Here is a 24,807-nt window from a genome sequence, read left to right as displayed (position 1 = left end):
GATAATTCTAAACTTACTATAAGGCGAAAAGATGGAGTTAGAGTATGTTGGGAAATAAAACTTTAAATAATTAATGACAGGAATTCTACTTATCTTATTAATATTATTCTTTCTCGGACTTCCATTCTATTGGATTTATAAGCTGATTTCAAAAAAGAAAAAAGGAAACAAAACTAATGTTCAAAACTTATCGAAAGATGAATCGAAATTTGAAGCTTCAGATTTAATTAGTAAAACGAAGTTTATGTTTATGGACGATTATCGAATGTGGACACAACTATCTGAGGCTGAAAGGAAAGAACGTTTAAACGATATTCAAGTCATATTTGATTATGGTAAAGACCATATCACAAGAGAAATGATAAAGAAAGGTTTTGAACCTGGTTCAAAAATAATTGATATTAAATATTTTACAGGATTGTCCGAACACGGATTTACAATTTCAACATTTATTATTCAACACAAAGATGGTGGGGAAATAAGAGCTTTAACAATGAATATAGACTTGAAGAAAATGGAATTTAAAGCTACTCGAAATGTTTATTTTAGTTCAGGAAAGGAAAAATATTACTATTTGAAAGATAGAGAAAATTTAATGGAAATATAAGACAACTTACAATTAAGAGAATTTAGATTATTTGAGATCACAAATACATTATTTAGAATTAGTATATCCACCCATTTCAAATCAAGAATCTGAGTGGCTGAAAAACGATACGGAATCATTAGATTGGTTTAAGAGAAGTAAAATTTATTTTATTGGGCAAAGGGCAGAATCAAAATTCATTTTTGAAAATGAAGATTTAGTTTTGATGAATTTGAGCCTTTCAGGTAAAATCAACTTTAAATTTGAATCTGGAGATAATGAAATGTTCGGAAGTATAGATTTAGTTGAATTGTTTAAAGCTCATGATATACCACTTATAGAATTTGGAGATTTAGATATAGAACTTGGAGATAAGTTAATTAGAATATGGAAAAAATCTGAAGATCCTGAAGTAATAGATTGGTTCACAACAGAGAAATTTCTTTATAATCTTTCATATCAACCACCATTTTTCTCAGGGTTTGAAAATTACAGAGATTTTACAAAGTACCATTTGCACTACATAGGAATTTCTACGAAGAATGATAGCTTTAGTAGGCTTGTGGTTAAACCTCATGACAAGCGACTTAGAATACTTTCAAATGAGCATCCGCATAATAAAGGTTCTAGGGTTACAGATGAAATGATATTGTTTTTTTTCGATATTAATTCATTAGAAATAAAGCAATATTTGCATCCGACAGATTTTAATGAACTTGGGAAAAATGAATTAGAAGATAGATTAAGAATATTTAAAGATGCTGAGAAAGCATTTGTAAATATTCTTGATACCAACTATAATGAAATTAAATTTAAGGATTACCCAAATTATGCTGATACTTTAATTAATTCTACAGTAGAGCGATATTCTTTCTCGATTAATGAGGATATTGAATTTATAACAGATAAGACAATAATTTTTGGCGCAAGAGAAAATTATGGAATGCCAAAAGATCAAGCAGATTTCATTTTTATTGATAAAGATACAGGCTCAGTAGAATTGATGAAATTGAAAGACAAAAGCACAAAGGGATGAAAGTAATTTCATCCCTTATAAGTTAATTTTATATTTAAAAAAAGTATCTAATTTTCACAAAGGCGCTTTTTCCTTAGGATCTCTTATGGTCACTTTCCAAACACCATCTTGCTTTACCAATTTAAAAATACCTGGTGTTTTATCATAAGAGGTCGAGTATTTTACCCAAGCAACATCGCCTTCAGTAACTTCATCGATAAGTTTAAAATTAGATTCTGAACCTTTAGGTTTGGCAAACATTTTTTGAAGATTGGAAAATGTGGTAAAACCTTCAGGTGTTGTATGCTTTTTAAGCGTGGCTTCTTTGCCTTGATAAAAACTTTCTGCAACGATTTCTGCTACTGATGAAGGATCTGAATTCGTAGTTCCCGCACAAGAAATAAATAAGGCAACAAGTGAGTAAATAGCTATTTTTTTCATGATATTATTAATTTGGGTTATTGATATATTTATGTGACACTTTCATTTCAATATTTCGTTCGCCATCTTTCTCATTTAATTCTAAAACTACTCTTCTGTCATTAGATAACGAAAATTTAGGCATAACATATATAAATCTTACGGTTTCATTTACCACAATTTTAGAAGGCAGATGATGTTTAAAAATAGGCTCTATGTACAAACGTTGTAAAGATTTCTTTTTTCCTTTTTGTCGCGTTTCAATGGAAAGGTTCAGGAAATTCAAATCATAATCCAAAGTAGAATTATTCCTAATTTGAATAACGAAGTAGAGCTCTTCTTTATCAAAAACAATATTTTCAAGCCTCATGATAACACCGCTATTTCGCCTTGTATATCTTCCTAGATATTGTCTTCTATCGAGAAGATAAGAGCAGAATTTTTGATAATAATACGTACTGTTATCAATCTTTTTTTCAAAAGTTTCAGTCTGAATTGAGTCTTTAACTTTTGGTTTTTCATTCCCAATACTACTTGTCATTGGGATGAAATAATTAAGCTTTAAAAGCTGCGCTTTGTACCTTACAATATACGAAAAAATTGCGCCATTTCTGTTGATTACCAGTAGATTACTTTCTTTTCCTTGTTTAGCTTGCAGTAAGCCGAAATATTGTTCTTTTTCACGATTGTAGGTAAATACAAAATTTTCTGAACCTGTTATACCTTGACGTATAGGCTCAGGAAAAAAGAGCGCTACGTTTTTAGTATCATTTGCATAAATAGTGTCAAGAGTACTTGTTGTTTGCGCATTCATAGAAATGGAAACAATAATTAGAGTCAAAATGTTGATGTACTTTTTCATAAGAGTGCGTTTTTAAATACCCATTATGGGTCATAATTTTGGTTTTAGAATAAGTCTATAATTGTTTAATACGGTAACCTTTACATTTCGATTACTACGTCTAAGGACTTTAGTGATGCCGCCTACTTGCGGAACAGTTGGAATATTGATATCGCCAATAACATCGTCCAGAACTTCACCTGTCGCTTCAGCTCTAAAATTATTTTCCACATAAATACCTTCGCTACCATCTTGTAAATCGAAAGCTTTTAGTTTTGTAGGATGATGATTGATATTTTCAATTTCAATTAAAGCACGATTAGGCTGAAAGCTAATGAACCCGAATAAAAATGTGTTCTTGGGCATTTGTTTACCGTTTATTGTTGCAGCTTCAGTAAGTCGCATTCTCAGTCTGGTATTAGCCTTTACAATTTGTTCGCCATCAACAACCACGTAAATGGTAGCATCCGTATTGCCAATAATAGAAAGTTCATTGGGTTTTGGTGCAGCTGCAAAAAACAGTTGATGTTCCAAGCCTAATTCTTTAGCTTGAATTTTAAGTTCTCTAAGTATTTCTGAAGAATCAATTTCTATAGGTTGCTTCTTTTCGACTTTCTTCTGTCCGAAGTTTTGATATTTTTTATCTGAGTATTGAATTTTACCTGCATCATAAATACTATCTACAATACGTTTTCTTTCACGTTCTGGAAGATCTGGATCGTAATAGCCTAAAGAATCAATTAATTTTTCATCATAGATGCTGGGTGCATTGTTTTCACGCACTTCCTTTAAATCATTAAGAGCATCTAACTTAGAATCATACTCTTTTTGATTTTCTTCCAAATCTGGTATTAAGGTTTGTTCAAGATTGTCATTCTCGCTTTCGTCATCGCCCATTACCATTACGGAATAGGAAATCAGGAATATGAAAACAATAGCTAATACTGCTATAAATACGATTTTATTCTTTTCTACTTTCATCGCTTAATTTTTTTAGAGTGTTTTCGAAATAATTTGTAATTAAAAGTCCGTGCGGATTGTTTGGGAAGTTTCGGTCAACCATAATTAAGTTTCCGGTGGAAACCAATTCATAGGTATCTATTATAGAACCTCTATTGATTTTAAAAATGGTTGTGGTAGTAAAACTATACGAACCATTATTTTCTGTTATCTGCGACTCGATGCTTAGTACTTTTTGGACTAATGAATATTGTAATAATCGATTATAGACACCATCCGCTTTTTTCTGGCGATATAGATTATCTATGGAACTATTACCAAGCCAAAGTGCCTTTTTAAGATTTTTTTCATAATTGCTTGCATCAATATTATAGAAGTAGTTGTGAAACAGTTCTAAATGTGCCAAAGCTTCAACCTTAAAATTTTCTTTTTGGTTGACGAGTTTCAGCGGAATGATACTGCCATCTGTATTAATCGCAAAAGCACTATTCATCGCATTTTTATTTGTATTAAATGCCATCCAAACCGAAAAAGTACTAGATAGCAATGCGCAAACGACTACTGCCAAAACGATAAATCGATTCAATTTTAGAACGTTGTATATGTTTTTGTAAGGTGTTTTCATTGTGAGTTGAATTAGCTTGTAAACAATCTAAGCGTAAAGGAAGTAGCACGTTTGTATAATTTGAATTTTAGGAATACGATAAAGCCAACCGAACCTAATTGTACAACTGGTGCAAAAAAGCCCTGGCCAAAATCGGTACCAAACAAGTTGGTCCAGAAGTTGGTGTTTATTTCAGCATAGATAGCATTGACAAATACATTGACCAGAAAAAATGCTGGCACTAACATATAGACTGCTGCATAGAGTTTGAAAAATGTGTAGGCAAGAGAGCGGAATTTTTCAAATACAGCTAAACTTATAACCAAAGGGAAAAATGCTTGCATAATGCCTAACAGGAAGAAGCGTTCTGCTAAAAAAAGCGGGTAGATAAAGAGGTCAAGAATCCATAAAATGGTACTTAGCATAAAGGCTAATATCTTGAATCCATAAAGTGGTGTTACTAAAGCTTCATAAAGTAAAGTCATTGCCATACTTGCAGCATCTAATAAACCGACTTCTTCCTCAAGCGGTAAATCCTGTAATTGCAATGGTAATAACGCAGGTGCAGTCCCTCGATATTGTCCTTCAATAGCAACTAAAATACCATCAAAAAACCCTAACACCTGCGTTGAAAATATGACTAAAAGCACCACAGCAAAATTCTTTGCGAGTTCATCAGGACTCAATCCCCAAGAATAGCCATCTTTATCCGCAATACCTTCGTTATACTTTTTTAGGATATTGACAAGAAAAAACAATACGGCAAGTGTTTTCATTCCGGCAATGGTATATTGCGAAAAACTGCTGTTCTGTATGGTTTGAAATACCGTATCGATATACTCTAGCCCAATTCCTAAAATGATGGTTGCGGTCATTTCTAATAATTTGTTTCGCGATTATTAACTTTATCTTGCATTTTTCTGAAGGAAATAATGTCTCTGTATCGTTTCGTTTTTGTAGTGATATTAGAAACCATTTCTTTGGATTCCTGTTCCTTCTTTTTAAGAACTTCTGCACGTTCGGCATCGGTCATTTTAAGATTATCGCTGGATAAAATTTCGCCCATAAATTCAACGGTGTCCAATGAGTTTTGGACTATCGCATCAAATGATTCTGCAATTCGTGTAACTTCTTCAGGTTTTATATAAGGCGAGTTCAAAATGTCTTGTAAATCATTTTGCATAACCTGAATAAGACGTTGGTTGTTTTGTGCAATTTCTTCAACTGCTCTAAGTTGTTGTACCACACTAGAAACTTTCTCTATGGCTTCTTTGGCGTCTTTTAGAAATTTCACAGACTTTATCATTTGAGCTGTCTGTTTACCTGATTCTACAAGTTGTTTTACCAAACTGATAAAATTGGTATTGTCATATGTGGGCATACCTTGGGCGGTAGCACCGCCAGGCAATAAAAAGGCAATACTAAATATTAACCCGATTACTACTGTTTTGATTTTTGTTTTCATTGTTTTCATTGCTTTTAATTTTTAGATGTGAATTGAATTATTGCTTTTTGCATATCGTGATGCTCTTCGTAGAGCTTCATGATGTCCTCGTTTTCTTGCCCATCGGTTAAATAGGCCGCATACACTTCTTTAGGAACTTCGAGCCTAAAAATGTTGCTTTCCTTTCCGATTTTGATAAACATTTCGGTATACTTCCGTGGACCAGAAAGATTGTTTTTAATGGATTTTAATTGGTTTAAATCGTGGCTAGATAGATTGAGTCTTTTAACCAGTTCGTCATATCCTTTTTCGTTATTCAGACTATAAATGACTTGGGTATTCTCTAGAATGCTTGCTGATGTTGAATTATTTGGAAGCTGATTAATTGATTGTAGAATAATTCCAATAGCGCCATTTTGTTTTCGGATAGCTTGGTAGTAGAATTCTACACTTTCAAGTACATTTTCAAACTTCAGTTGTTTGGCAAACTCATCGAATAAGATGATACCTTTTTCAGCTCTGTTTTTCCAAATTGTTCTTTGAATAGCTGACTTAATAAGTTTCAACATTACAGACAGGATTTCCTTGTTGTCCTTTACTTCATCTAGTTCAAAAACAATTAACCGTTTGTCTTCAATTTTGTAGGTCTGGTCTTCGCTAACCTCAAATAGAAAGCTATATAGACCATCGCCAACATACTCAGACATCACATGCAGAAAGCTTGTAACATTAAAGTAGTCGGGATGGATTTTTAATGTGCTCAGAAGATTTTCCTGGTGCCTTTCTATAAAGTTGTAATAACCTTCCAAAGAATGATTTTCTGAAGTGCTATTGTAATAATGGCGCAGTATCTTTTTAACGGAAACCGATTGCGCTTTGGTTACTTTTAAATCTGAAGCAAACAATTCAAAAAGAAAGACCGATAAATCTTCAAGTCGTTCAGGTGTTAAATCTTTTGCATCATTAATGTAAAATGGATTAATGCCTAAATTTTTTCCGCTCTCGTATCGTAATACGGTATATTTTTCAGGATAGAGTTTTGCGAATTTGGTGTAAGAACCACCCAAATCTATTATAACTAAACGAACACCACTTTCAAAATATTGACGCAGAATGTTATTCGCCAAAAATGATTTGCCTTCGCCTGTAGGTGCGAAAATGGCAAAGTTTCGAGCTTTGATGCGCTTCTTTTTTTCATCCCAAACATCTTTTAATACTGGAATGTTATGTTCTCTATCATTAAAGATGATGCCTGTTTTATCTGATTTGTAGTTGGTGTTATTTAAAAACAAGCAAAGCGCATGCTTTAAATCAGTTACGTATAAATCATTGTTTGAAAAATTAGAAGAGAAGCAACAGTAACTATTTAGTATATAATTTTTGCGTTCTTCGCCTCGTGGATAGTAAGGAATGATATCCAATTCTTTAAATTCGGTTTTAATCTTAGAAGTTATTTTATCTAGTTCTTTCGCATTTTTAGACCAATACACAATATTGAGATGACCACGTATGATTCGTGAATTATCATCTGCATTGATTTGGTCCAAAATGTGCTGAATTTTACCAAGCACCACTTTGTTCTGTGAACCAAAATTTGAACTTTTATTAAGTTCCTCTATTTTCTTATCTAGTAGCTTTCGCCATTTTTGTTTGTCATCCAAATACAGAATCTGGTTAACAATATGGTTTTCATTGAGTGTAAGTCCTAGACCATCGATAAATCCTTGATGAAACACAAAATCATCCGAAGTGAATTTCTCATTGGTTTTGCTACTTTGTACATTTTCGCCAAAGCATAATTCGCTGTTGATGGCGAGCGTATCAAAATGGTTTTCGCCTATATTGACGTTTTTCTTTTCCAATAAAATATCGGTATCAAAGCCTTCATTGAAACCATTGAAATAACTATTTGTTAATTGCAGAATGTCTTTTGCATTTAGTGGAAGGAATTCTATTTTTCTACTATTATTTATAAAGGAAACCGAATCGTTTACAGAATTAGCGAAGCTCTTAATGTTATCATCCAATTCTTGTACAACACCCTTTGAAACTTTTCTGAAGGGATTGACGTATTTTGGATTGTTGAGTGCTTTGTTTTTGGTTAATATGAAGAACAAATAACATTTATGCTCTATATGTCCGCGCCCTTTAAAATGCTGGTGTGTGGCTTTTTCTAAAAAGGTGGTGTTTGGAAGTTGTTCTGAAGAATAGGATTTCTTAAGGTAGATGTCTTGTTTATGTACAACAGTTCCAATAGGTAACGATTTCAAAGCTTGAAACCAAGCACCATGCATATCCTCAAAATCCTTTTCGGACAAGGAATAGATTTCTGGCAGATTCCCTTCATAGCATAAAACCACATTGCCATTATTGGCAAATACGATATGGTCTTGAATATCTACAATAGGTTGATATGCTGAAATATTAATCTTGTTCATAATCGAAGCCGGAATTTCTTTTGTTGCTTATAATTCTTGGGAAGGCTTTTGCCATCTGAAAAAGTTGTGGATTGTGGGTTATGCGCGTCAAGGCAACATATAAGGCAGAGTTGAAAACCAAAATGCCAATTATCAATCCAAAACTGAAAGAAAAAATGATGATTAATAATGATGCAAGAATTGAAACCATCATTAAGGCAAATAGGGAAATGGGCAACCCAAAAATGACTGCCCGTTTCCTAATGTTTTTATATACTTCGTATTTCTTCATATAGCTTTTCTAATAAAGCCCTCGATGAGGGTCATTAAACTACTATAGTTATCAAGTAAGTGAAGATGCCTACTACAGCGCCAGCGATGAGAACGAATACTAAAACACGAGTAATCCCTTTTTTAAGATCTGCGTTCTCGCCAAAGAAATGACCAGCATTAAATAGGAATCCAATAAGGAAAATGACACCAAGAATGATGGGGAAAATGGTTCTAATGGTATCTGAAACATCGTTTACAGAATCTTCAATACCACCAATTTGAGCAAAGCTTGACGCTGATGTTAGCAAGAATGCGAGTAAGATAAAAATTGATTTTTTCATAATTATTTGGTTTAGCCTGTAGAGGCAGTTTCTGATTTTATTTTGTGAAATCTATTATGAAATGAAGTTGATGGAAGAAAATCTCTAAATTTTAACGCTAATTGGTGTTAAACTTTTGAAGATTATTAAGGAAGTGATTGATTTCTTGAATATTGTGTAATCTAAAACGATTATTATGAACACATTAAATCAAATTATAGTACTGTTATTCTGTCTGTTTTTTTTAAATTTTACCTATGCACAGAATAGCAAAAACCAAGCAAGGAATCCTATTGTTGTAATAGATCCTGGACATGGTGGAAAAGATGCTGGTGCAACGAGCAGAAATGGTATAAAGGAAAAGGATATTGCTTTGGGTATCGCTTCTAAAATAGTGGTACTCAATAATACCTTATTTGAAAACCCTTTAATGTTATATCTCACTAGATATAAAGACACATTAATATCTCTAGGCGATAGAACACAACTATCCAAAAAACTTAAAGCTGATATATTCATTTCGACACATTGCAATCAAGCTATAAACAGAACAGCATCAGGAACAGAGGTTTTTATTCATCCTAAAAGTGAAATACAAGCTGATGAATCTGCTTATTTAGGATTTACCATACAGAAAGGATTGGCTGATATACTTGGCATTAAGAATAGAGGTATAAAATATGGCAATTTTCAGGTGTTACGGGATAATGACGATAGTACTGCTACCATCCTTTTAGAGCTTGGATTTTTATCCCACACAGATGAAGCAATTTACTTGTCAAATGAAAATTCGCAGTACGCTGTTGCGCTTGTAATGTTGAAGTCTATTATTAAATTTTTGGGTTTATGAGGGAGTTGTATGCGGAGGTTTTTAACAGCTTGAAAGGATTAATTTTTGTAATAATTAGAAAATTACTTAGTCTGCTTAAAAAATAGAAATACTATATTTCTAATTTATTTAAAGTTGTGATAAAAGACCTTTTTCTATAGTATTCATTATATTCAAAACATACTCTCCCTCTTACAATACCTGCATGTATTTTATGTTTGTTAGAAAAATCTAAAATAATATCATCTGTAAACTCTTCATTAAGAGTTATAAAATCGCTCCATAGGTTCTGTTCTATAAGATTATTTCTTGCATAGTTGTCAGCTTCAAACTCTACAATTTCGGTATTGGAACTATTTATAAAGAATTCCTCGTCTCGATATTGGGGTTTGTCAGGATTAGTTAAATGTTCAAAAACATGACCCAATTCATGGAACAACGTAAAAGCAAAATTATCCAGACGTTTATATTTTAGAGATAGAACAATTGCAGGATTCTCTCCTGACATAAATGACTTTCCATCAACTGGAGTTTGAGGAGGCCTGTTTAGTGTAAAAAACTTTATTCCAAACTTATTTAAAATTGTCCTTGTTTTGTTGATTACATCTTGGTTGCTGTAAAAGCATTTTTTCAACTCTTTTAACAACAGTTGTTCATTTGAACGCTTAAAGCTAGGAACTGTTTCTTGATTCGCTTTATATTTAGCCATAAGAGACCAAGCGACTACATTGTACTTGTTTTCAGAAAATTTTGAGGATTTTCTAAAGTAGGTAGGATTAAATTCACTAACTCTTTTTTCAAGACTTTTGTAATCTTCCACACCATAAACTCTATAAATTTTATCAATATCATCTGATGTGTTGACTCCTATATTTTGTTTTTTAAAGAAGTTTAATGGAACAATCCCACTCTCTTCAATATCATTCCATTCTTTTATTGATTTTGTTTTCTTAATTACATCTTCATCATTGTGAGCTTGATATAAGTTAAATTTCATTTGTTCCATTAGCCAATAATTAGCATCCTCAAATCCTGCTGATTCAAGTGCTATTGCTATATGAACATTAATATTTCTATTACCTTTTAATATATTGTTGAGCAAAGAATGAGCTACGTCAATTCTTGAGGCTAGGTCTCGTTGGCTTAAACTTCTTTCATTCAACATATTATCAAGTGTAATACCTGGGTGAATGACTTTGTTTCGCATAAAAGGGTTTAGATTTAAAAAGTGTACAAATATAGTTATTAACTTCTTAATATCAATAAAATGTTAATAACTTTATTCGAATTAGTTGATAAAAATTGAAAACTTTATATAATGTCATAACGAATCTATTTTTAAATTATTGTAAGTTTGTTTTAGAATCAACTAAAAATATTTATATAGAATAAATGTTAACAAAATTGTTATCACTAAAAATTTAATTAACTGATTTTTTAGTATATTTGTAGATGTATAATTTTAAATATTAAGCTGACATGAAATAAAAAAAATCCAATTTGTTGTTGGAGCAACAGATTGGATTTAAGATTATCTAGGAATTTTTTTTAGTCTGGTAAACTAATCTTCAAAAGGCTTGTCACCTAAATTGAAGCGTTCCTTATGTTTTTATTTTGTTCTACGAAAGTAACATCTTTTTAGGATTTATACAATTGTTTTAACAAAATATTTTACCGGAGCAGTACATAGCCCATGCTGTTTTAAAGAAAATGGGGTGTTAAAGAGCTATCTATTTTGATGGCATTTTGTGAAACAATAAATTTTATAACAGATGATTTATTTATTTAAAATTAATAATCAGAAATTCGAGTCCGACGAATCAAAAAAAACAGGACGTGAATTATTAACTATTGCTAATTTGACTCCTGTAGAGGATTTTGAGTTACTATACAAAATCAACGAAAAGGGCTTCGAGCCTATTCAACTTGATGAGATAGTTGACCTCAAAACAGCAGGTATTGAAGGTTTCAAGGCAAAACCTTATAGAAAGCTGAAAATAAAAGTTGATGACAAGCAGTACGAAGTTGAAGAGTGTTTTATGACTCCTTTAGAAATAATGGTTATGGCAGGTATTAACCCTGACCGATTCTATCTAAAAGAGATTCGTAAAGGTATTGTAGAAGTGTCTTATAAAGACGATGTCGAACATAAGATAGCTATAACCAAAACATCATGTTTTGTAAGCTGTGAACGAGAAGAGATTAAATGTGTTATTGTAAATGCTAGAGAAAAGGCATGGAGCAATGAAAAAATCTCTTTCGATGATGTTGTAAAACTTGCTTATGGAGAAGTTTCCACTAATCCTAATGTGATTTATACAATAAATTATAAGCGAGGTGTACCTAGTAAGCCAGAAGGAAGTATGGTTAAAGGTGAAGTGATATATGTTAAAAATAAAATGATTTTCAATGTCACACAAACTAATAAATCATAGTCCAGACGTCAAAAAACTTCGTGACAATGGTTACGAAGTAGAAGTAATTGGAAATTACTTATTGATGCATAGTGTTCCTTATTTGAACGCTAATAAAGAAGTAATAAAAGGCACGTTGGTTAGCAACGTGTCTATTGCTAACAATCAAGTTACAAAGCCTAATACACATGTAATACATTTTGCAGGTGAATTTCCTTGTAACATTGATGGAACTATAATTCGTCAGTTACAGCATTCGAGTCGAACTACGAATTTAACTGATAGGATTGTTGTGAACCATTCATTTTCAAACAAACCTGCAAATGGTTATCAGAATTACTATGATAAAATGGTGCAGTATGCTGAAATTATTTCAGCACCTGCCAGAAATATTGACCCTAGTGTTACTGCTCGAACATATAAAGTTATTGAGTCATTGGATGAGGAGTCAGTATTAAATTATAGTGATACCAATTCTTCAAAAGCTGAAATTGAAGCCATTAACCAAAAGTTGTCAGGGCTTAAAATTGGCATTATAGGTCTTGGAGGTACAGGTTCTTACATATTAGATTTCATAGCAAAAACTTATGTAGGCGAAATACACTTGTATGATGGTGATAAGTTTTTACAACATAATGCTTTTAGAGTACCTGGTGCACCTTCGATGGAAGAACTCAATGAATCCGTTTTAAAGGTAGATTATCTTTACAATATTTATTCTAAAATGCACAAGCATATTATAACTCATGGTTTGTTTATAAATGAATCTAATGTAGGTATGCTTAAAGATTTGGATTTTGTATTTGTTTGTATTGACAAAAGTGAAATCAAAGAATTAATATTTAAAAAACTGGAAGATGAAGGGGTCGAATTTATTGATACAGGAATTGGAGTGGAACGAGTTGATGATTCCTTAATAGGAATGATTAGGACTACTACGAGTACTAAAAATAAAAGAGACCATGTTTGGAATGGATGTATTTCATTTGCTGATGAAGAAAATGAAGAGTATGCTTCCAATATCCAAATTGCTCCTTTGAACTGCTTAAATGCAACGTTTGCTGTAATTAAGTTTTACAAGCGTTATGGCGTTTTAAATGACCTTGAGAATGAGCATCACAGCACTTATTCGATTAACGTTAATCAATTAGTAAGTGATGAGATTTCAGCATAAGTTCGTTGACTTTATACCAGATATAATTGAAGGAGGTATTCTGTACATTTCTTTAGATTATGGTACAGTGATTCATAAATGTGCCTGTGGTTGTGGAAGTGAGGTTAATACACCTTTAACTCCTAGAGGATGGAAAATGATTTATAATGGAGAGGCAATCAGTTTAAAACCATCGGTTGGTAACTGGAGTTTTGATTGTAAATCTCATTATTGGATTACTAACAACGAGGTTGAATGGTCATTAAAATGGTCTGACGAAACTATACGTGAAGTTAGAGCAGTTGAAGATTCCGAAAGAGAGGAGTATTATAGGAATAAAGACTCGCAAAATTTAGAGGAGGGATTAAGTCATTCTGTTGAATTGCCTAAACCTGAGTCTAAAAAGAGGAGTTGGTTTCAGAAGCTCTTATTTTGGAAATAGTTTATAAGCCCTAGTTGAAAGACTGGGGTTTATTTTCTTTTAAATAGATAAATCAATATTCCCCCAAACCAAAGGATGCTCACTAGCAGCAACATTTCTATTAGAAACAGATTTATAGATAGACCATTGCGGATGTTTTTCTGGCCACATCGCTTTACGATTCAAACCACTATCTTTCATCTTACTAAATAAAGTTGGAGAGAACAACATGTAATCTTTCTGCTTAATATTAACACCCATTCTGTAAGCACCTAATCTAAAGTAAGTACCATCATTTCCTTTATCGATATCCACTTCAAAAGAGAGATGTTTTGTAATGTCTTTTAAGTCTGTGTCTTGAATTAAAGGCGATAAAGAATTACAATAAGATGGCACGTTAAATGTACCTGCGATGATGACATTGGTTTTACCTTCAGCTATTAGCTTTCTATAAACTTCAGCAATCTTCCAAACTTGTTTTTTTCGAATGTTATCGAATTGTTTTCTCTCTTTTGTGGGCTTTTCTAAATAAGCATTTAAGACCCAAATGGTTTCTTTGAATGGTGTGCTAATTTCATATTCAATTAAATTTTTGCCATCGTCGTTAGTTGCTGCATTGATATTATGGGTTCTAATAGCTTCTAAATTATAGCCTTGTCGTAAAGCTATTCCCATTTCTAAACCATTCATATCATTACCTTGAATCACAAAAGAGTGTTCAAAAGGTTTACAGTCAAATTCTGGGAGAATAAGCTGGTTAAAATCCTCAAAAGAAGCTCTATCTTCAATTTCTTGTAGCAGTAAAATATCTGGATTTACATTGGCGATAACCTGGGCTTTGTGTTGCGTGGACTTGGGATGAATAGGAACGGTTTGAAGTTTTATCCACCCATTCCAATCTGTGAGATTATTGGCTTTGCAATCAATAGAGTGGCTAAGACCTTTCATAAAGAGAAAACCTGCTTTTCGTCTCAAAACTGCATAAGGCCTAGGGCTTGATTTTTCAAAACCTATTAAAAATGAGAGTTCTCTAATCCGATCTTGCTGGGTTAATGATTTAGTAGGTACGATCATGAGTTTGTCAAGCTCTATTGTCCAATCGACAGTTAAATTTTTGGTTAGTTTTTCTAAAAGACTTCTGTCTCTGTGGAATAAGTTCTGAACATTAAAAGTTGCTATTTTCATAATTTCTAAATATTTATTTTCGTTTATCGCTAGTATCTTGATCGAATGCCACGAGGTTGAATAATTCTCGCATTCTGCTTCGGACTCTATTGCCATATAAATCTTCCAATTCTTCAGCATTTAGATTTGTAGTTCCGTGGGTTTTTATGTGATGGTTTATAAAAAGTTCGTGTCGTGAGAGTAAGATTTCGCCCATGACATTACAGTCTTTTCCGTAATGTCTTCCAATAGGTTCAACGCCTAAATCATCAAAGCAGAAAAACTGCCTACATCCATAATCTTCAATAGTTTTGTAGCCAATGTGATTGAAACCAAAGACGATATTTCTGGAAGGAATTAGGATGTATGGCTTTTGCAACGGAACAATGTTTTTTAGTAGAATCATTAAACTTGTTTTGCCACATCCAACAGGTCCAGAAAGTAAAATGCCTTTATTTGGGTCAATCTCATTTTTCTCGCAATTTTCTTTGTCTTTTATGAAATAATGGCAGAGTTTTAAGATGATTGGTCGGTCTTCTTCGTAGATTTTAAATTGATTACCAAAGAGCATTTTTCCTTTAACATCGAGGTAGATTAAGATTTTTTCAAAATCGTATATCACTTCTTTGCCATCAAACGTACCAATGTCATACGTTTTGTGTTCTTCGACTATTTTACAAGGGTTGACCATAATCTTTGTTTTTATTGGTTCGCAGGTTGTCCTTTTTTTGAGGAACTGCATCTGCAGTTTCAAATTCGTTGGCTTTTAGCATCCAATTACTCGCTGTAGCATGCCAATCTTCAATTTTTATTTTGCCACCAATTTTCCATCCGATGCCCTGGTAGTGGTTGTAGAATTTCTTGGCTTCATTATCAGGCCATTTTTTATTTTTAAAAAAATCAATCACTTCAAATTCATTTTTTGGTAGCTTAGTTTTATTTATGTTTTCCATTTGTTTATTACTGTTTGTATTACGTATCAATGCTTGTTCAGTACTTGTTTCAAACTCATTCACAACTTGTTCAGAGGTTGTGCCGAAATTGAACAACTTGATTTTACTACCTTTATATGGATTATGTGAAGGGAAATATTTTAGATAATCCCATGAATCCATTTGTTTTAAACAGCGATGATAAGTTGCTGTCGAACCAATTTTTGAGAGTTCCATAACTTCTTGTCTGTCTATATAAAATTCGTCTCGAAATCGGTTTAAATTCCAAAACTGAAACAAAGCCATATACAAGCTGACATGAGTTGTGTTTAGTCTTTTGTCTGCATAGAATTTTTGAAATACAGCATTGAGATGTTTTATATAATTCATACATCCTTAATCGATTTTGTGGTGCACGCGATTATTGTCCATAACCTTTTGGATTTCTTCGGAATCATAAAAAATGATGCCACCAACCTTTGTATAGGGGAGTGTGCCTTTAATTCGAAGATTCTGTAAAGTGCCAGGACTAATTTGAAGCAAGTCCATGAGTTCTGAAGATTTTAGATATTTCTTCAGTTTACCTTGCGCTTGTTTGCTTAAAAGTTTTTTAATGTCATCGAGTAATTCAAGTTTAAAATCCCTAAGATCATCTGTAGTAATAATTGTTGCTGGCATAGTAGAACTATTTTTAGAAAAGAACTACCATTTTGCTTTCAACTAAGATGATAGTCCTTGACCTGATTTGACTTTCGTTCGACAAATTTGAATAGTATTGATGGATTTTAATCAGTAGTTAAACCGTAGTGGGGTCAAAATTTAACATTTTGATAAATGGTATTATTTGATGTGTTTTGGTAATAAAAATGATTGTTTAAATAAGAAGTGATTCCTTTTTTTGAAAGATAAATTTAAAAACGTAAGGTAAACCGAGTACTGTGTTTTTTGAAGTGTTATTCTTCTGAACTCTCCATATGAGAAAGTAAACTTGCGGAAAGGTCATCCAAGAACTTGGTGCGACTAATTTTTCGAGATTTTATATCAGCAAAGGTTTTATAGTAGTCGCCCAGTTTGAAATGAAATACACTTTCTAAGGTAGAAGCAATTTCTTTAATATCAGATTTTCCGTTATTAATGACTCTACTATGGTATAACGCATAAACCAATTCTGTGAGAGCAGTTTTTGAAGATGTCCACTCTAGCTCTGTAAGATTGTTCAATTCTAATTCATTCTTATATTTTGATTTTTTAGCATCGAATAATCTGTTTTGTAAATAATTGATAAAACGCTTTGATGCCTTTAATTTGCCTAAGAGTAAATCATAAGGGGTACAGAAGTCTGGGTCTTGAAAGTAAAATTTTGAAGATGTTATAGGAAGATTATCAAAATAATCTCTTGTGAAGTATTGTTGGTCTAGATGTGTCTGTTTGGATTCAATGTATTGTACAAAGTCCATGTTATATAGAAAGAAACGATTTAGTTTGCCTAGTTTCTTTTTCACGTATTTTCTTTGTTGTCTTGTATCTACTTTAGGAAATTGAATTTCAAAAGATCGGATTTCTGAATAATATATAAGTTGAGAAAATGGAATTTGTTTTATTCTTTTAAAGAATTCTATTTCTTCTTCAGTAGATTTAAAACCATCGATGACTACTGCTTTTTTATATGTGTTTAGAAGGTTTCGACAAGCGATTATGGATTTGTTTGATCGTTCAATAATTCCATTGGAACTATATTTTATTTCATCCAAATTGAATAGTAGATTCTTATTTTTATTTTTAAAATCCATTCTGTCATTTTAATATAGAAATAGTCATTTCTAAGAAGAATGTAAAATTTAAAAGGATGATATGAAAGATGTAAATGAGAGAAACTAATAATATTTTTTTCGATCATATTAATGCTTCTATTAATTTAGGTTTTTTAGGGACTAACTATTTCATTTTAATTCTAAGTTGTTTAAAATATAAATAGAATCAAAATTATATCTGTGTAGTTTCTGCGTATTTTGTGTGTGAATTTTTGTTCACATGTATTTTGTTGTTTATGATTAACCTTTTAACTTTTTTACAAAGTCCTCTTTATTAGAAACACTAGACTTTATAAAAATATTTGAAGCATGTTTCCTTACCGTTCCATATGATATAAACATATTTTTGGATATTTTTTTATAACTATCTCCTTTAATAATTTGAATAGCAATTTCATTCTCTCTATTTGTGAAACCAAAATCTCTTCCGATATTTCTTTTCAACATGTACGTGTTCTTTAAACGGTATAAATAACTATTAATCTCCATGATAGTAACCAAAAAGAAAGCCATGGATACTAAAGGCTGGGTAATAGGTTGAAAATCTCCAAAGTATGTTAGTAAAGGCAAAAGAATTACGGATAATATAGAAGTAAGACCTAAGTAAGTTTGAATTTTGAAGTATCGCTGTCTTTTAACTTCTTTTCTTATTGTCATAAAGAAATATATCAAAAATGTTATGGACATAAATATAGGTAATACCAAAAATAGACTTCTAGAAAAATTGAGTGAGCTTGTATAATAATATGGTATAATGAATAAAAATATAAAGCACAGAGATAGTATTATTGATAGATTTTTGATTTTAAAAAATGGATTTGGTGTGATAACATTAAACTCTATATATAAATACCAAACAAGATATATACACATAATAATGGAAATACTATATGTTGCTATGTATTGAAGAAATAGAGGTCCAGGTAGAGATGTGTTAGGTAATAAACCATTAAGTATATTATAGAGTAGAAAAAGGATAGCCAGAACCAAATATCTGTAAGAAGCTTTGATTGTTTTATGTTTACTAAAGATTATTTTGAATAGTTGAAAAACAATGATTAGGCTAATTACAATACATATAAATAATACAATCCAATGCATTGATGATGAATATACGTATTCAGGTGTGAAATGATATTTTTGCTCTTGGGGCTGCATATAAGTATTTGAATAACAAAATATTGCATATAATTTTCATTACAGTTAAAGATACTATATATTAGTGTTAATCAAAAATCAGCTTATAATGTTGTCTAAAAAATACAGTTTAGGTTTTTTTCCAACTCCACTGGAGCGATTGGAGAATTTATCTAAAAAATATCCTGATTATAATTTGTTTATTAAACGGGATGATAATTCAGGATTAGCTTCAGGAGGAAACAAAGTAAGGAAATTACAATACTTTATTTACGATGCTTTAGAAAAAGGATGTGATACTATAATTACTGCAGGAGCACAACAATCCAATCATTGTCGACAAACAGCTGCGGCTTGTGCAAAAACTGGATTAGAATGTCATTTACTGCTAGGAGGAAAAGAGCCTAAAAATTATAATGGTAATTTGTTGCTTTCCCATTTATTAGGAGCTAAAATTCATTTTACTGGAGATAATAGAAAAGGAGAGGATATAATTAAATTAAAGCAAGATCTAGAAGCGCAGAAAAAAAATATTTACGAAATCCCTTATGGTGGATCTAATTTACTTGGAGCTTATGGTTTTGTGGATGCTGTTAAAGAATTGAAGGAACAACTTTTAGAAAATAACTTGAAAATCGATTATATTTTCTTTGCATCAAGTTCTGGCGGAACACAAGCTGGGCTTAAACTTGGTATAGATTTATACGATCTTGATATAAAACTAATGCCAATTAGTATAGATAAAATTGGTTTAGGAGATAAAACACTAGACGATGCTGTTTTAGAGATACTGCATCAAGGTCAAAAAGAATTGAGTATTCAAAAAACGTACTCAATTAAAGATGCAACACTTATTAGAGATTATGATAAACCTGGTTATGGAGTAATTACTGAAAACGAAAAGATGGCCATAAAGCAATTGGCTCAAAGTGAAGGTATATTGTTAGACCCCGTTTATTCTGGCAGAGCATTTTACGGAATGATTGACCATCTTCAAAATAACAAAATTGAGAAAAACTCTAATGTGCTCTTTTGGCATACAGGTGGTTTGCCGGCAAATTTTTATTATTCCGAAGAGCTTTTAAAATAACTTAAAAGTTGATTACACTTTCCAAAGCATCATCAGCTTCTTCATGGATAAAATTAGCTTGATATACTAAAGTCGTTTTTAAATCGCTGTGTCTGTATAGTTTTTGAAGCATTCTAGGATGAATCTTATTGCCAGCGATATTTCCAAAACTGTGTCGAGCAATATGGTTAGAAAGATTTTTGTCTATTTCACAGATACCACCAATTCGCTTTAAATATTTATTAAGCAGTTTAGTCGCATTTCTAGTTTTTCTAAACACATCTTCAGTATCAGATTCATTTACATCTTTTAGAAATGGGAAGATAAAGCCGTTGTTAGCTTCTTTATCTTGTTTGTAATATTCGAGTATTGCTTCCGCTTTCTCGGACACTTTAAGACTTAGCGGTTTTTCATTCTTATTCATTACATAGAACAAACGACCATCTTTAAAATCTGACCATTTTAGTTTTATAGCATCCGAAATACGTATTCCAGCAAAGTAAAAAGTAAATAGCCATACGTTTTGAGTATGGTAAATTGAAGTGTCTTCTGTTAGTTCTATATTTTCTATTTTCTGAATCTCTGGAGCAGTTAAGCCAATTTTGTTGCCAGAACCAATTTTTATTTTTTCTTTGTCGCCACCAAAAGGATAGAATTTTTTATCGATAATTTTATCATTAATCGCAGAATTAAAAAGAGTTCTAATAAAGATTAATTGATTTGTTTTCGTTCTAGTTTTGTGTTCTAGATAAACTTGGCAAAACGTTTTATATTTTTCGATAAAGAATTCATTGATATCTTCAAAATAGAGTGAACTGTTTTTCTTGAAGTAGGTAATAGCATCATCCCAATGATATTCATATTTACGTCCTTTCGAAATACGTTCCTTTCGTCTTTTCTTAATTGCATCTTTAACTTCCTCGATAGTCAGAGATTCATCTAAATTCATGAACTCTTCTAAATTATAAAGTATCGATAATTCAGATTTAGCAACTGAGAATACACCTCTTTTAAATTTTGTTTCAATTCGAAGTGCTGCTATTTTATAAAATGAATTTCTTGTTCTTGAACCTTGTAGATTCTTTTTAATGAGTTTGCTGGATGAATTATTGTTTTTCTCAAATGAAATATCATTAGCTTCAGTAAGCTTTTTGAGTAAGAAATTATTAAGCTTTTTAGAATTAGGATGTGATTTTTTTACTTTTCCTTCATCAGCGTTCCAATCTTTATCTAGCACATATTGACCTAAAAAACAGTAATTAGTCTTATAGTCCTTACTTATTCTAAGGGCTAAAGGGGCAGTGCCATCTTTTCTCTGCTTGTTTTTGCGTCTTACTATTTTAATGCTAGCCATAATTAACTAATATTTGTAAAGTTAAGAAATATAATTTAATGGGTACAGAATAGGTACAGAATAATTTAACTTTAATTGATATTATTTAATATCTAATTTAATTGTAAGTATCGTTATTATTATGTTTTATATATGAATGGTTGATTATTAGCGTTATGATAATAAGGCTCATAACCCGAAGGTCACTGGTTCGAGTCCAGTTCCCGCTACTAATTTAAAAGTCAATTATTTGTAAATCAAATGGTTGGCTTTTTTTCTTCCCGAAATTATCCCGAATAGTTGAAAGCTGTTACTTTTACAGTGTTAAGTTTTCATTAGTTTATATATCGTTACGTAAGAAATATTTAGTTACTACAACAAATAACCTGATAATTCATTTTCTCAATAAAAAAATCAAAACTTTAAATAAAGTTCAAATTAATCCATGGTTTAGAAAAGTTTGTTTTTTCAAATGGGGGTATGGAACAATTTTGGATTAACCCCGCCATTTCATATTGGGGTAGGGTGCTTTTCATTTGCAAATCATATATTTTGGTAATTTTATCTTTCTCAAAAAATTTTTTTTAAAAAATTAAATAAAAATTTTCTGCTTTGCCATGATATTTGCTTGATTCGATTTATGTTATTGTAGGAATTTTAATTATATTTAATCGGTTAATTAATTTGAATTTTAGTAAATCATTTTATGATTAAAAAATTACTTTGGATTTTATCTTTTTTCATTTTAATAAATTGCATACAGAACAATAGAAATTCTAGTTTTGAAGTACAGGAATCTCAATTTATTTTACTTTCTGAGGGAATTGATAAAGATGAAAACAGATGGGATGGAGATTATTGTGCCGATATAGAATACCATAACCCAAACACAGGAACCTATTCAAGTTATACTCTAACTATAGAGGTTTTAAATAATGAGTTAGAATTAATAAATTTTCCAAACGGGGGGTATCTTGACGATTTTTATAGTGTAGAATTTGATGAAGATGGATATGCTGAATTTACGTCAGATAGAGGATATGATTATGAGGTGCAAATTACAGGTGAAATTAGAGATTGTTTTGAAGATGTCCCTATGGCTGTTCAATGTAATGGTATTACTGAAGATGGAGACCAATGTAGAAATTTAACAGATAATTATAATGGGTATTGCTGGCAACATGAAGAACAGGAATAAATTCATTTTATAAGTCCATGTATAGTCATTACTTAGGAACTTTATTATAAGCTTTAACACTCGTTACAAAAAATACTATAATGAAACCATTAAAAAACAAACCTCTTCTGATTTTAATAATCATTACATCGCAATTTATTTTTGGACAAAATTTAACACTTAATGATATTGAAAATATCTGTAGTAAATCAAACTGGGAAGGTGCTAACCAGTTTTTGATGAATAAAGGCTGGGAGTATTATGATTCAGAAAAAGGGAGTTCAGAAAAGTACAGCACAATAACCTGGTCATTTAATAAATCATATGGCGACAAAGCTTCTGCATGGTTTTATTTGTATTCTTATGAAGGAAGTCCAGAAAAAGTAAGTTATTCAGTTTTTAACAAGCCCTCCTACACTATAATTCAAAATGCCTTGAGTTCAAATGGATATAAACTCCAAGAGAGTAAGATAGAAGACAACGAACTCATATCCACCTATTCAAACTTCAAGTTCATATTAAAGATTACTACCGAAAAAAGAGAAAAAGATGAAGATTCATTCAGAGATGAAAGCATAACAGCATACGGCTTCCAGCTCATCCAAAAGTCAAGTGTTTATGACCCTAATAATGGTAAAAAAGTAAATTATTTTTCTAATGGTTCTAAAGAAGTTGAATATACTTTAGTTAATGGCAAATATAATGGGGTCTTAAAGGTTTATCATAATAATGGAAAAGTTAAGAGAATAATAAATTATAAAAATGGACTTGCTCAAGGCAAACTTTCTGAGTTTGATAATGATGGTAATATGACATTTGAATGTTTAATGTTAAATGATAAAAAGAACGGGCTTGCAAAATCCTACAAAGATGGAAAAATATCAAATTCAACTAATTATAAAAATGACATTCAAAATGGAGAGAGAATTAACTATTATTATGATGAAGAATCAAGAGTATTAATTGGTAAATCAATTGGTAATTACTTAAATGGGGAGATGAATGGTGTTTGGAATTTTAAATATATTGATAAGGATTCAAAAGAAAGGGTTCTAACTATAAATAATTACTCAAAAGGTATAAAATATGGATTCAATCAAGAAGTTCAAGGTGATAGTTTAATATTAGCAAATTATTTGAACAATAAACTTGACGGAGAGTATAAGTTATACCGAGACCTAACAAAATATTTCTTTGGAGGCGTTATAGAAACAGATATATCAAAATTGTTTTTAATTTCTGAGGGAAGTTATAAAAATGATGAAAAATCTGGATATTGGAAAAACTATACATTTTCAAAAACATTAAGTAGTGAAGGGGCTTATTTGAATGATTTAAAAAATGGAGAGTGGAAGTATTATTACTCAAAATATGTTAACGAAGGAAAACCATTGCCATATTCAGAAAAATTATTTCTTATCGAAAATTATAGAGATGGAAAGTTAAATGGTAAGTCAAAAAGGCTTTCCTTTTTGAACAAAGAAAAAATATGTTCGGAATTAGATGAAAATAATAAACTAGTGGATACTTGTACAATATTAGTTTTCGATAAAGCTTTAGAAACATCTTATTATAAGGATGGGGAGCTAAATGGAATGTACGAATTAAGAGATTCACTTAACACTATTATTAAAAAAGGGATGTATGAAGATGGTTTGAAAGTAGGAGAATGGGTTGAAAGTTATGTTGATACTACAGCAAACGGCATTTCATTTCGCAGATTTTATAAAGGCTCCTATTCTTTCGATGATGAAGAAGGAAAATGGATTATGTACTACAATGAAAATAAAATTGAGAAAACCATTAACTATTCCAACGGAAAATTAGATGGAGAATTCATAGAATGGAATGAATTTAATAGACCAAGGGAGATAAAGCAATTTAAATATGGAAAACTTACAGAGTTAGTAGTAAACGATAGTTTAGGCAAAACCCCTTTAAGAAAGTATGAGATTTTTGATGAATCTTCGGATAAATATAAGTGTCGATATACACAGTTTTTTTCGGATGCTAAGGTTTCGCAAGTTTATTGGATAAAAAAAGAAAATGAAATTAGTCACAATTGGTTTGATGTGCTTTTTCAATTGAAGCTTGAAAAGGGAGACCCAACATTTATTTATAAAGACGGAGAGTTCAAACTTCATGGCGTAGATAGTAATCTACTCATGACGGGAAATTATTTAAATGAAGATAAAATTGATACTTGGGTGTATTTTTATAAACCTCAAAATGTTAAAATAGAGATTAAGTATAAGGACAATACTAATGTTCTTGAAAAATATTTAACATTGGATAATGCGCTATATTCAGGAGATTTTACTTATGAAAACAGTAGCGAAAATGTAAAGGAAATAAGGAGTATTAAAGACGGCTTAAGAAATGGAAAAACAGAGTTTATTGATTTATTAACGGGAAAAACTATAAAAAAAGTAAAATATAAAGATGGAGAAATTAAATAAATTTTAACCCAATTAACAATAATAATTT

General features: G+C 31.2%; 26 protein-coding genes. 9 read left to right on the top strand and 17 right to left on the bottom strand.

What is annotated here, in order from left to right:
• Positions 1-73: 73 nt before the first annotated feature.
• Both O5O44_RS14285 and O5O44_RS14280 read left to right on the top strand, forming a co-directional pair.
• Positions 74-607: a hypothetical protein gene (locus O5O44_RS14285; RefSeq protein ID WP_289194903.1), complete on the top strand. Its 534-nt coding sequence runs from the start codon at positions 74-76 to the stop codon at positions 605-607.
• 31 nt (positions 608-638) lie between these two features.
• Entirely contained in the window at positions 639-1,622 is a 984-nt protein-coding gene (locus tag O5O44_RS14280) for a hypothetical protein (protein ID WP_289194902.1), read from the top strand.
• 54 nt (positions 1,623-1,676) lie between these two features.
• Here the strand turns inward: O5O44_RS14280 and O5O44_RS14275 are convergent, their stop codons facing one another.
• Genes O5O44_RS14275 through O5O44_RS14235 form a run of 9 tightly spaced genes read right to left on the bottom strand, consistent with a single transcriptional unit; the run spans position 1,677 to position 8,901 of the window.
• On the bottom strand, positions 1,677-2,042 hold the full coding sequence (locus O5O44_RS14275) for a hypothetical protein (protein WP_289194901.1): 366 nt from the start codon (positions 2,040-2,042) through the stop codon (positions 1,677-1,679).
• A gap of 7 nt (positions 2,043-2,049) precedes the next feature.
• Complete coding sequence (locus O5O44_RS14270; RefSeq protein WP_289194900.1) at positions 2,050-2,883, bottom strand: DUF4138 domain-containing protein; 834 nt, start codon at positions 2,881-2,883, stop codon at positions 2,050-2,052.
• Positions 2,884-2,913: 30 nt separating this feature from the next.
• Complete coding sequence (gene traM / locus O5O44_RS14265) at positions 2,914-3,843, bottom strand: conjugative transposon protein TraM (RefSeq protein ID WP_289194899.1); 930 nt, start codon at positions 3,841-3,843, stop codon at positions 2,914-2,916.
• Positions 3,824-4,447, bottom strand: a complete 624-nt coding sequence (locus tag O5O44_RS14260) for a conjugal transfer protein TraK (protein ID WP_289194898.1) — start codon at positions 4,445-4,447, stop codon at positions 3,824-3,826. Before O5O44_RS14260 ends, traM begins: the two co-directional genes overlap by 20 nt.
• A gap of 11 nt (positions 4,448-4,458) precedes the next feature.
• The gene (locus O5O44_RS14255; protein WP_289194897.1) at positions 4,459-5,301 is read right to left on the bottom strand and encodes a hypothetical protein; all 843 of its coding nucleotides are present in this window, start codon (positions 5,299-5,301) and stop codon (positions 4,459-4,461) included.
• Positions 5,302-5,303: 2 nt separating this feature from the next.
• On the bottom strand, positions 5,304-5,891 hold the full coding sequence (locus tag O5O44_RS14250) for a conjugal transfer protein (protein ID WP_193744022.1): 588 nt from the start codon (positions 5,889-5,891) through the stop codon (positions 5,304-5,306).
• A gap of 14 nt (positions 5,892-5,905) precedes the next feature.
• Complete coding sequence (locus O5O44_RS14245; RefSeq protein WP_289194896.1) at positions 5,906-8,308, bottom strand: TraG family conjugative transposon ATPase; 2,403 nt, start codon at positions 8,306-8,308, stop codon at positions 5,906-5,908.
• Complete coding sequence (locus tag O5O44_RS14240; RefSeq protein ID WP_289194895.1) at positions 8,295-8,579, bottom strand: hypothetical protein; 285 nt, start codon at positions 8,577-8,579, stop codon at positions 8,295-8,297. The genes O5O44_RS14245 and O5O44_RS14240 overlap by 14 nt, the downstream gene beginning before the upstream one ends.
• Before the next feature lie 34 nt (positions 8,580-8,613).
• Positions 8,614-8,901 (bottom strand): hypothetical protein, encoded by a 288-nt coding sequence (locus O5O44_RS14235; RefSeq protein WP_289194894.1) that lies wholly within the window; start codon positions 8,899-8,901, stop codon positions 8,614-8,616.
• A gap of 175 nt (positions 8,902-9,076) precedes the next feature.
• Here O5O44_RS14235 and O5O44_RS14230 point away from each other — a divergent pair, with 175 nt between their 5' ends.
• Positions 9,077-9,730 (top strand): N-acetylmuramoyl-L-alanine amidase family protein, encoded by a 654-nt coding sequence (locus tag O5O44_RS14230; RefSeq protein ID WP_289194893.1) that lies wholly within the window; start codon positions 9,077-9,079, stop codon positions 9,728-9,730.
• A 91-nt stretch (positions 9,731-9,821) separates the two neighbouring features.
• Here the strand turns inward: O5O44_RS14230 and O5O44_RS14225 are convergent, their stop codons facing one another.
• The gene (locus tag O5O44_RS14225; protein ID WP_289194892.1) at positions 9,822-10,916 is read right to left on the bottom strand and encodes a helix-turn-helix domain-containing protein; all 1,095 of its coding nucleotides are present in this window, start codon (positions 10,914-10,916) and stop codon (positions 9,822-9,824) included.
• A gap of 565 nt (positions 10,917-11,481) precedes the next feature.
• Between O5O44_RS14225 and O5O44_RS14220 the strand changes: the two genes are divergently transcribed.
• From O5O44_RS14220 to O5O44_RS14210, 3 genes are read left to right on the top strand one after another with little or no spacing between them, the layout of a single operon-like run.
• Positions 11,482-12,144, top strand: a complete 663-nt coding sequence (locus O5O44_RS14220; protein ID WP_289194891.1) for a multiubiquitin domain-containing protein — start codon at positions 11,482-11,484, stop codon at positions 12,142-12,144.
• Positions 12,119-13,297, top strand: coding sequence for a ThiF family adenylyltransferase (locus O5O44_RS14215; protein WP_289194890.1), 1,179 nt, complete (start codon positions 12,119-12,121; stop codon positions 13,295-13,297). Before O5O44_RS14220 ends, O5O44_RS14215 begins: the two co-directional genes overlap by 26 nt.
• Positions 13,281-13,718, top strand: coding sequence for a ubiquitination-like system serine protease family protein (locus tag O5O44_RS14210; RefSeq protein ID WP_289194889.1), 438 nt, complete (start codon positions 13,281-13,283; stop codon positions 13,716-13,718). The genes O5O44_RS14215 and O5O44_RS14210 overlap by 17 nt, the downstream gene beginning before the upstream one ends.
• Positions 13,719-13,757: 39 nt before the next feature.
• Here O5O44_RS14210 and O5O44_RS14205 read toward each other — a convergent pair whose 3' ends face one another.
• From O5O44_RS14205 to O5O44_RS14180, 6 genes are all read right to left on the bottom strand, one after another.
• Positions 13,758-14,882, bottom strand: coding sequence for an exonuclease/endonuclease/phosphatase family protein (locus O5O44_RS14205; protein ID WP_289194888.1), 1,125 nt, complete (start codon positions 14,880-14,882; stop codon positions 13,758-13,760).
• Positions 14,883-14,895: 13 nt separating this feature from the next.
• Positions 14,896-15,552 (bottom strand): P-loop NTPase family protein, encoded by a 657-nt coding sequence (locus O5O44_RS14200; RefSeq protein ID WP_218546313.1) that lies wholly within the window; start codon positions 15,550-15,552, stop codon positions 14,896-14,898.
• Positions 15,536-16,183, bottom strand: a complete 648-nt coding sequence (locus tag O5O44_RS14195; protein WP_289194887.1) for a hypothetical protein — start codon at positions 16,181-16,183, stop codon at positions 15,536-15,538. Before O5O44_RS14195 ends, O5O44_RS14200 begins: the two co-directional genes overlap by 17 nt.
• Before the next feature lie 6 nt (positions 16,184-16,189).
• Positions 16,190-16,471 carry a helix-turn-helix domain-containing protein gene (locus O5O44_RS14190; RefSeq protein ID WP_203255945.1) on the bottom strand — a complete coding sequence of 94 codons (282 nt, stop codon included), beginning with the start codon at positions 16,469-16,471 and terminating at the stop codon, positions 16,190-16,192.
• Positions 16,472-16,746: 275 nt separating this feature from the next.
• The gene (locus tag O5O44_RS14185; protein WP_289194886.1) at positions 16,747-17,583 is read right to left on the bottom strand and encodes an RteC domain-containing protein; all 837 of its coding nucleotides are present in this window, start codon (positions 17,581-17,583) and stop codon (positions 16,747-16,749) included.
• Positions 17,584-17,844: 261 nt separating this feature from the next.
• Complete coding sequence (locus tag O5O44_RS14180; RefSeq protein WP_289194885.1) at positions 17,845-18,261, bottom strand: helix-turn-helix transcriptional regulator; 417 nt, start codon at positions 18,259-18,261, stop codon at positions 17,845-17,847.
• A gap of 589 nt (positions 18,262-18,850) precedes the next feature.
• Here O5O44_RS14180 and O5O44_RS14175 point away from each other — a divergent pair.
• Complete coding sequence (locus tag O5O44_RS14175; RefSeq protein WP_289194884.1) at positions 18,851-19,831, top strand: D-cysteine desulfhydrase family protein; 981 nt, start codon at positions 18,851-18,853, stop codon at positions 19,829-19,831.
• Position 19,832: 1 nt separating this feature from the next.
• Here the strand turns inward: O5O44_RS14175 and O5O44_RS14170 are convergent, their stop codons facing one another.
• A complete protein-coding gene (locus O5O44_RS14170; RefSeq protein WP_289194883.1) occupies positions 19,833-21,164 on the bottom strand; it encodes a tyrosine-type recombinase/integrase in 1,332 nt (443 codons plus the stop codon).
• 685 nt (positions 21,165-21,849) lie between these two features.
• Between O5O44_RS14170 and O5O44_RS14165 the strand changes: the two genes are divergently transcribed.
• Complete coding sequence (locus O5O44_RS14165; RefSeq protein ID WP_289194882.1) at positions 21,850-22,341, top strand: hypothetical protein; 492 nt, start codon at positions 21,850-21,852, stop codon at positions 22,339-22,341.
• A gap of 80 nt (positions 22,342-22,421) precedes the next feature.
• On the top strand, positions 22,422-24,779 hold the full coding sequence (locus O5O44_RS14160) for a toxin-antitoxin system YwqK family antitoxin (protein WP_289194881.1): 2,358 nt from the start codon (positions 22,422-22,424) through the stop codon (positions 24,777-24,779).
• Positions 24,780-24,807 lie beyond the last annotated feature (28 nt).

It is taken from the genome of Algibacter luteus, assembly GCF_030344935.1.
Taxonomy (GTDB): Bacteria; Bacteroidota; Bacteroidia; order Flavobacteriales; family Flavobacteriaceae; genus Arenitalea; species Arenitalea lutea.
The sequence above is the reverse complement of the archived record's forward strand: the minus strand, read 5'-3'. Positions and strand labels throughout refer to the sequence as shown.

Coding starts and splice junctions, on each gene's coding strand:
- O5O44_RS14250 (WP_193744022.1), bottom strand. CDS start 5,891: ATGAAAACAAAAATCAAAACAGTAGTAATCGGGTTAATATTTAGTATT.
- O5O44_RS14160 (WP_289194881.1), top strand. CDS start 22,422: ATGAAACCATTAAAAAACAAACCTCTTCTGATTTTAATAATCATTACA.
- O5O44_RS14255 (WP_289194897.1), bottom strand. CDS start 5,301: ATGACCGCAACCATCATTTTAGGAATTGGGCTAGAGTATATCGATACG.
- O5O44_RS14200 (WP_218546313.1), bottom strand. CDS start 15,552: ATGGTCAACCCTTGTAAAATAGTCGAAGAACACAAAACGTATGACATT.
- O5O44_RS14195 (WP_289194887.1), bottom strand. CDS start 16,183: ATGAATTATATAAAACATCTCAATGCTGTATTTCAAAAATTCTATGCA.
- O5O44_RS14215 (WP_289194890.1), top strand. CDS start 12,119: ATGTCACACAAACTAATAAATCATAGTCCAGACGTCAAAAAACTTCGT.
- O5O44_RS14165 (WP_289194882.1), top strand. CDS start 21,850: ATGATTAAAAAATTACTTTGGATTTTATCTTTTTTCATTTTAATAAAT.
- O5O44_RS14175 (WP_289194884.1), top strand. CDS start 18,851: ATGTTGTCTAAAAAATACAGTTTAGGTTTTTTTCCAACTCCACTGGAG.
- O5O44_RS14170 (WP_289194883.1), bottom strand. CDS start 21,164: ATGGCTAGCATTAAAATAGTAAGACGCAAAAACAAGCAGAGAAAAGAT.
- O5O44_RS14235 (WP_289194894.1), bottom strand. CDS start 8,901: ATGAAAAAATCAATTTTTATCTTACTCGCATTCTTGCTAACATCAGCG.
- O5O44_RS14230 (WP_289194893.1), top strand. CDS start 9,077: ATGAACACATTAAATCAAATTATAGTACTGTTATTCTGTCTGTTTTTT.
- O5O44_RS14210 (WP_289194889.1), top strand. CDS start 13,281: ATGAGATTTCAGCATAAGTTCGTTGACTTTATACCAGATATAATTGAA.
- traM (WP_289194899.1), bottom strand. CDS start 3,843: ATGAAAGTAGAAAAGAATAAAATCGTATTTATAGCAGTATTAGCTATT.
- O5O44_RS14260 (WP_289194898.1), bottom strand. CDS start 4,447: ATGAAAACACCTTACAAAAACATATACAACGTTCTAAAATTGAATCGA.
- O5O44_RS14220 (WP_289194891.1), top strand. CDS start 11,482: ATGATTTATTTATTTAAAATTAATAATCAGAAATTCGAGTCCGACGAA.
- O5O44_RS14185 (WP_289194886.1), bottom strand. CDS start 17,583: ATGGATTTTAAAAATAAAAATAAGAATCTACTATTCAATTTGGATGAA.
- O5O44_RS14245 (WP_289194896.1), bottom strand. CDS start 8,308: ATGAACAAGATTAATATTTCAGCATATCAACCTATTGTAGATATTCAA.
- O5O44_RS14270 (WP_289194900.1), bottom strand. CDS start 2,883: ATGAAAAAGTACATCAACATTTTGACTCTAATTATTGTTTCCATTTCT.
- O5O44_RS14275 (WP_289194901.1), bottom strand. CDS start 2,042: ATGAAAAAAATAGCTATTTACTCACTTGTTGCCTTATTTATTTCTTGT.
- O5O44_RS14180 (WP_289194885.1), bottom strand. CDS start 18,261: ATGACAATAAGAAAAGAAGTTAAAAGACAGCGATACTTCAAAATTCAA.
- O5O44_RS14205 (WP_289194888.1), bottom strand. CDS start 14,882: ATGAAAATAGCAACTTTTAATGTTCAGAACTTATTCCACAGAGACAGA.
- O5O44_RS14225 (WP_289194892.1), bottom strand. CDS start 10,916: ATGCGAAACAAAGTCATTCACCCAGGTATTACACTTGATAATATGTTG.
- O5O44_RS14285 (WP_289194903.1), top strand. CDS start 74: ATGACAGGAATTCTACTTATCTTATTAATATTATTCTTTCTCGGACTT.
- O5O44_RS14190 (WP_203255945.1), bottom strand. CDS start 16,471: ATGCCAGCAACAATTATTACTACAGATGATCTTAGGGATTTTAAACTT.
- O5O44_RS14240 (WP_289194895.1), bottom strand. CDS start 8,579: ATGAAGAAATACGAAGTATATAAAAACATTAGGAAACGGGCAGTCATT.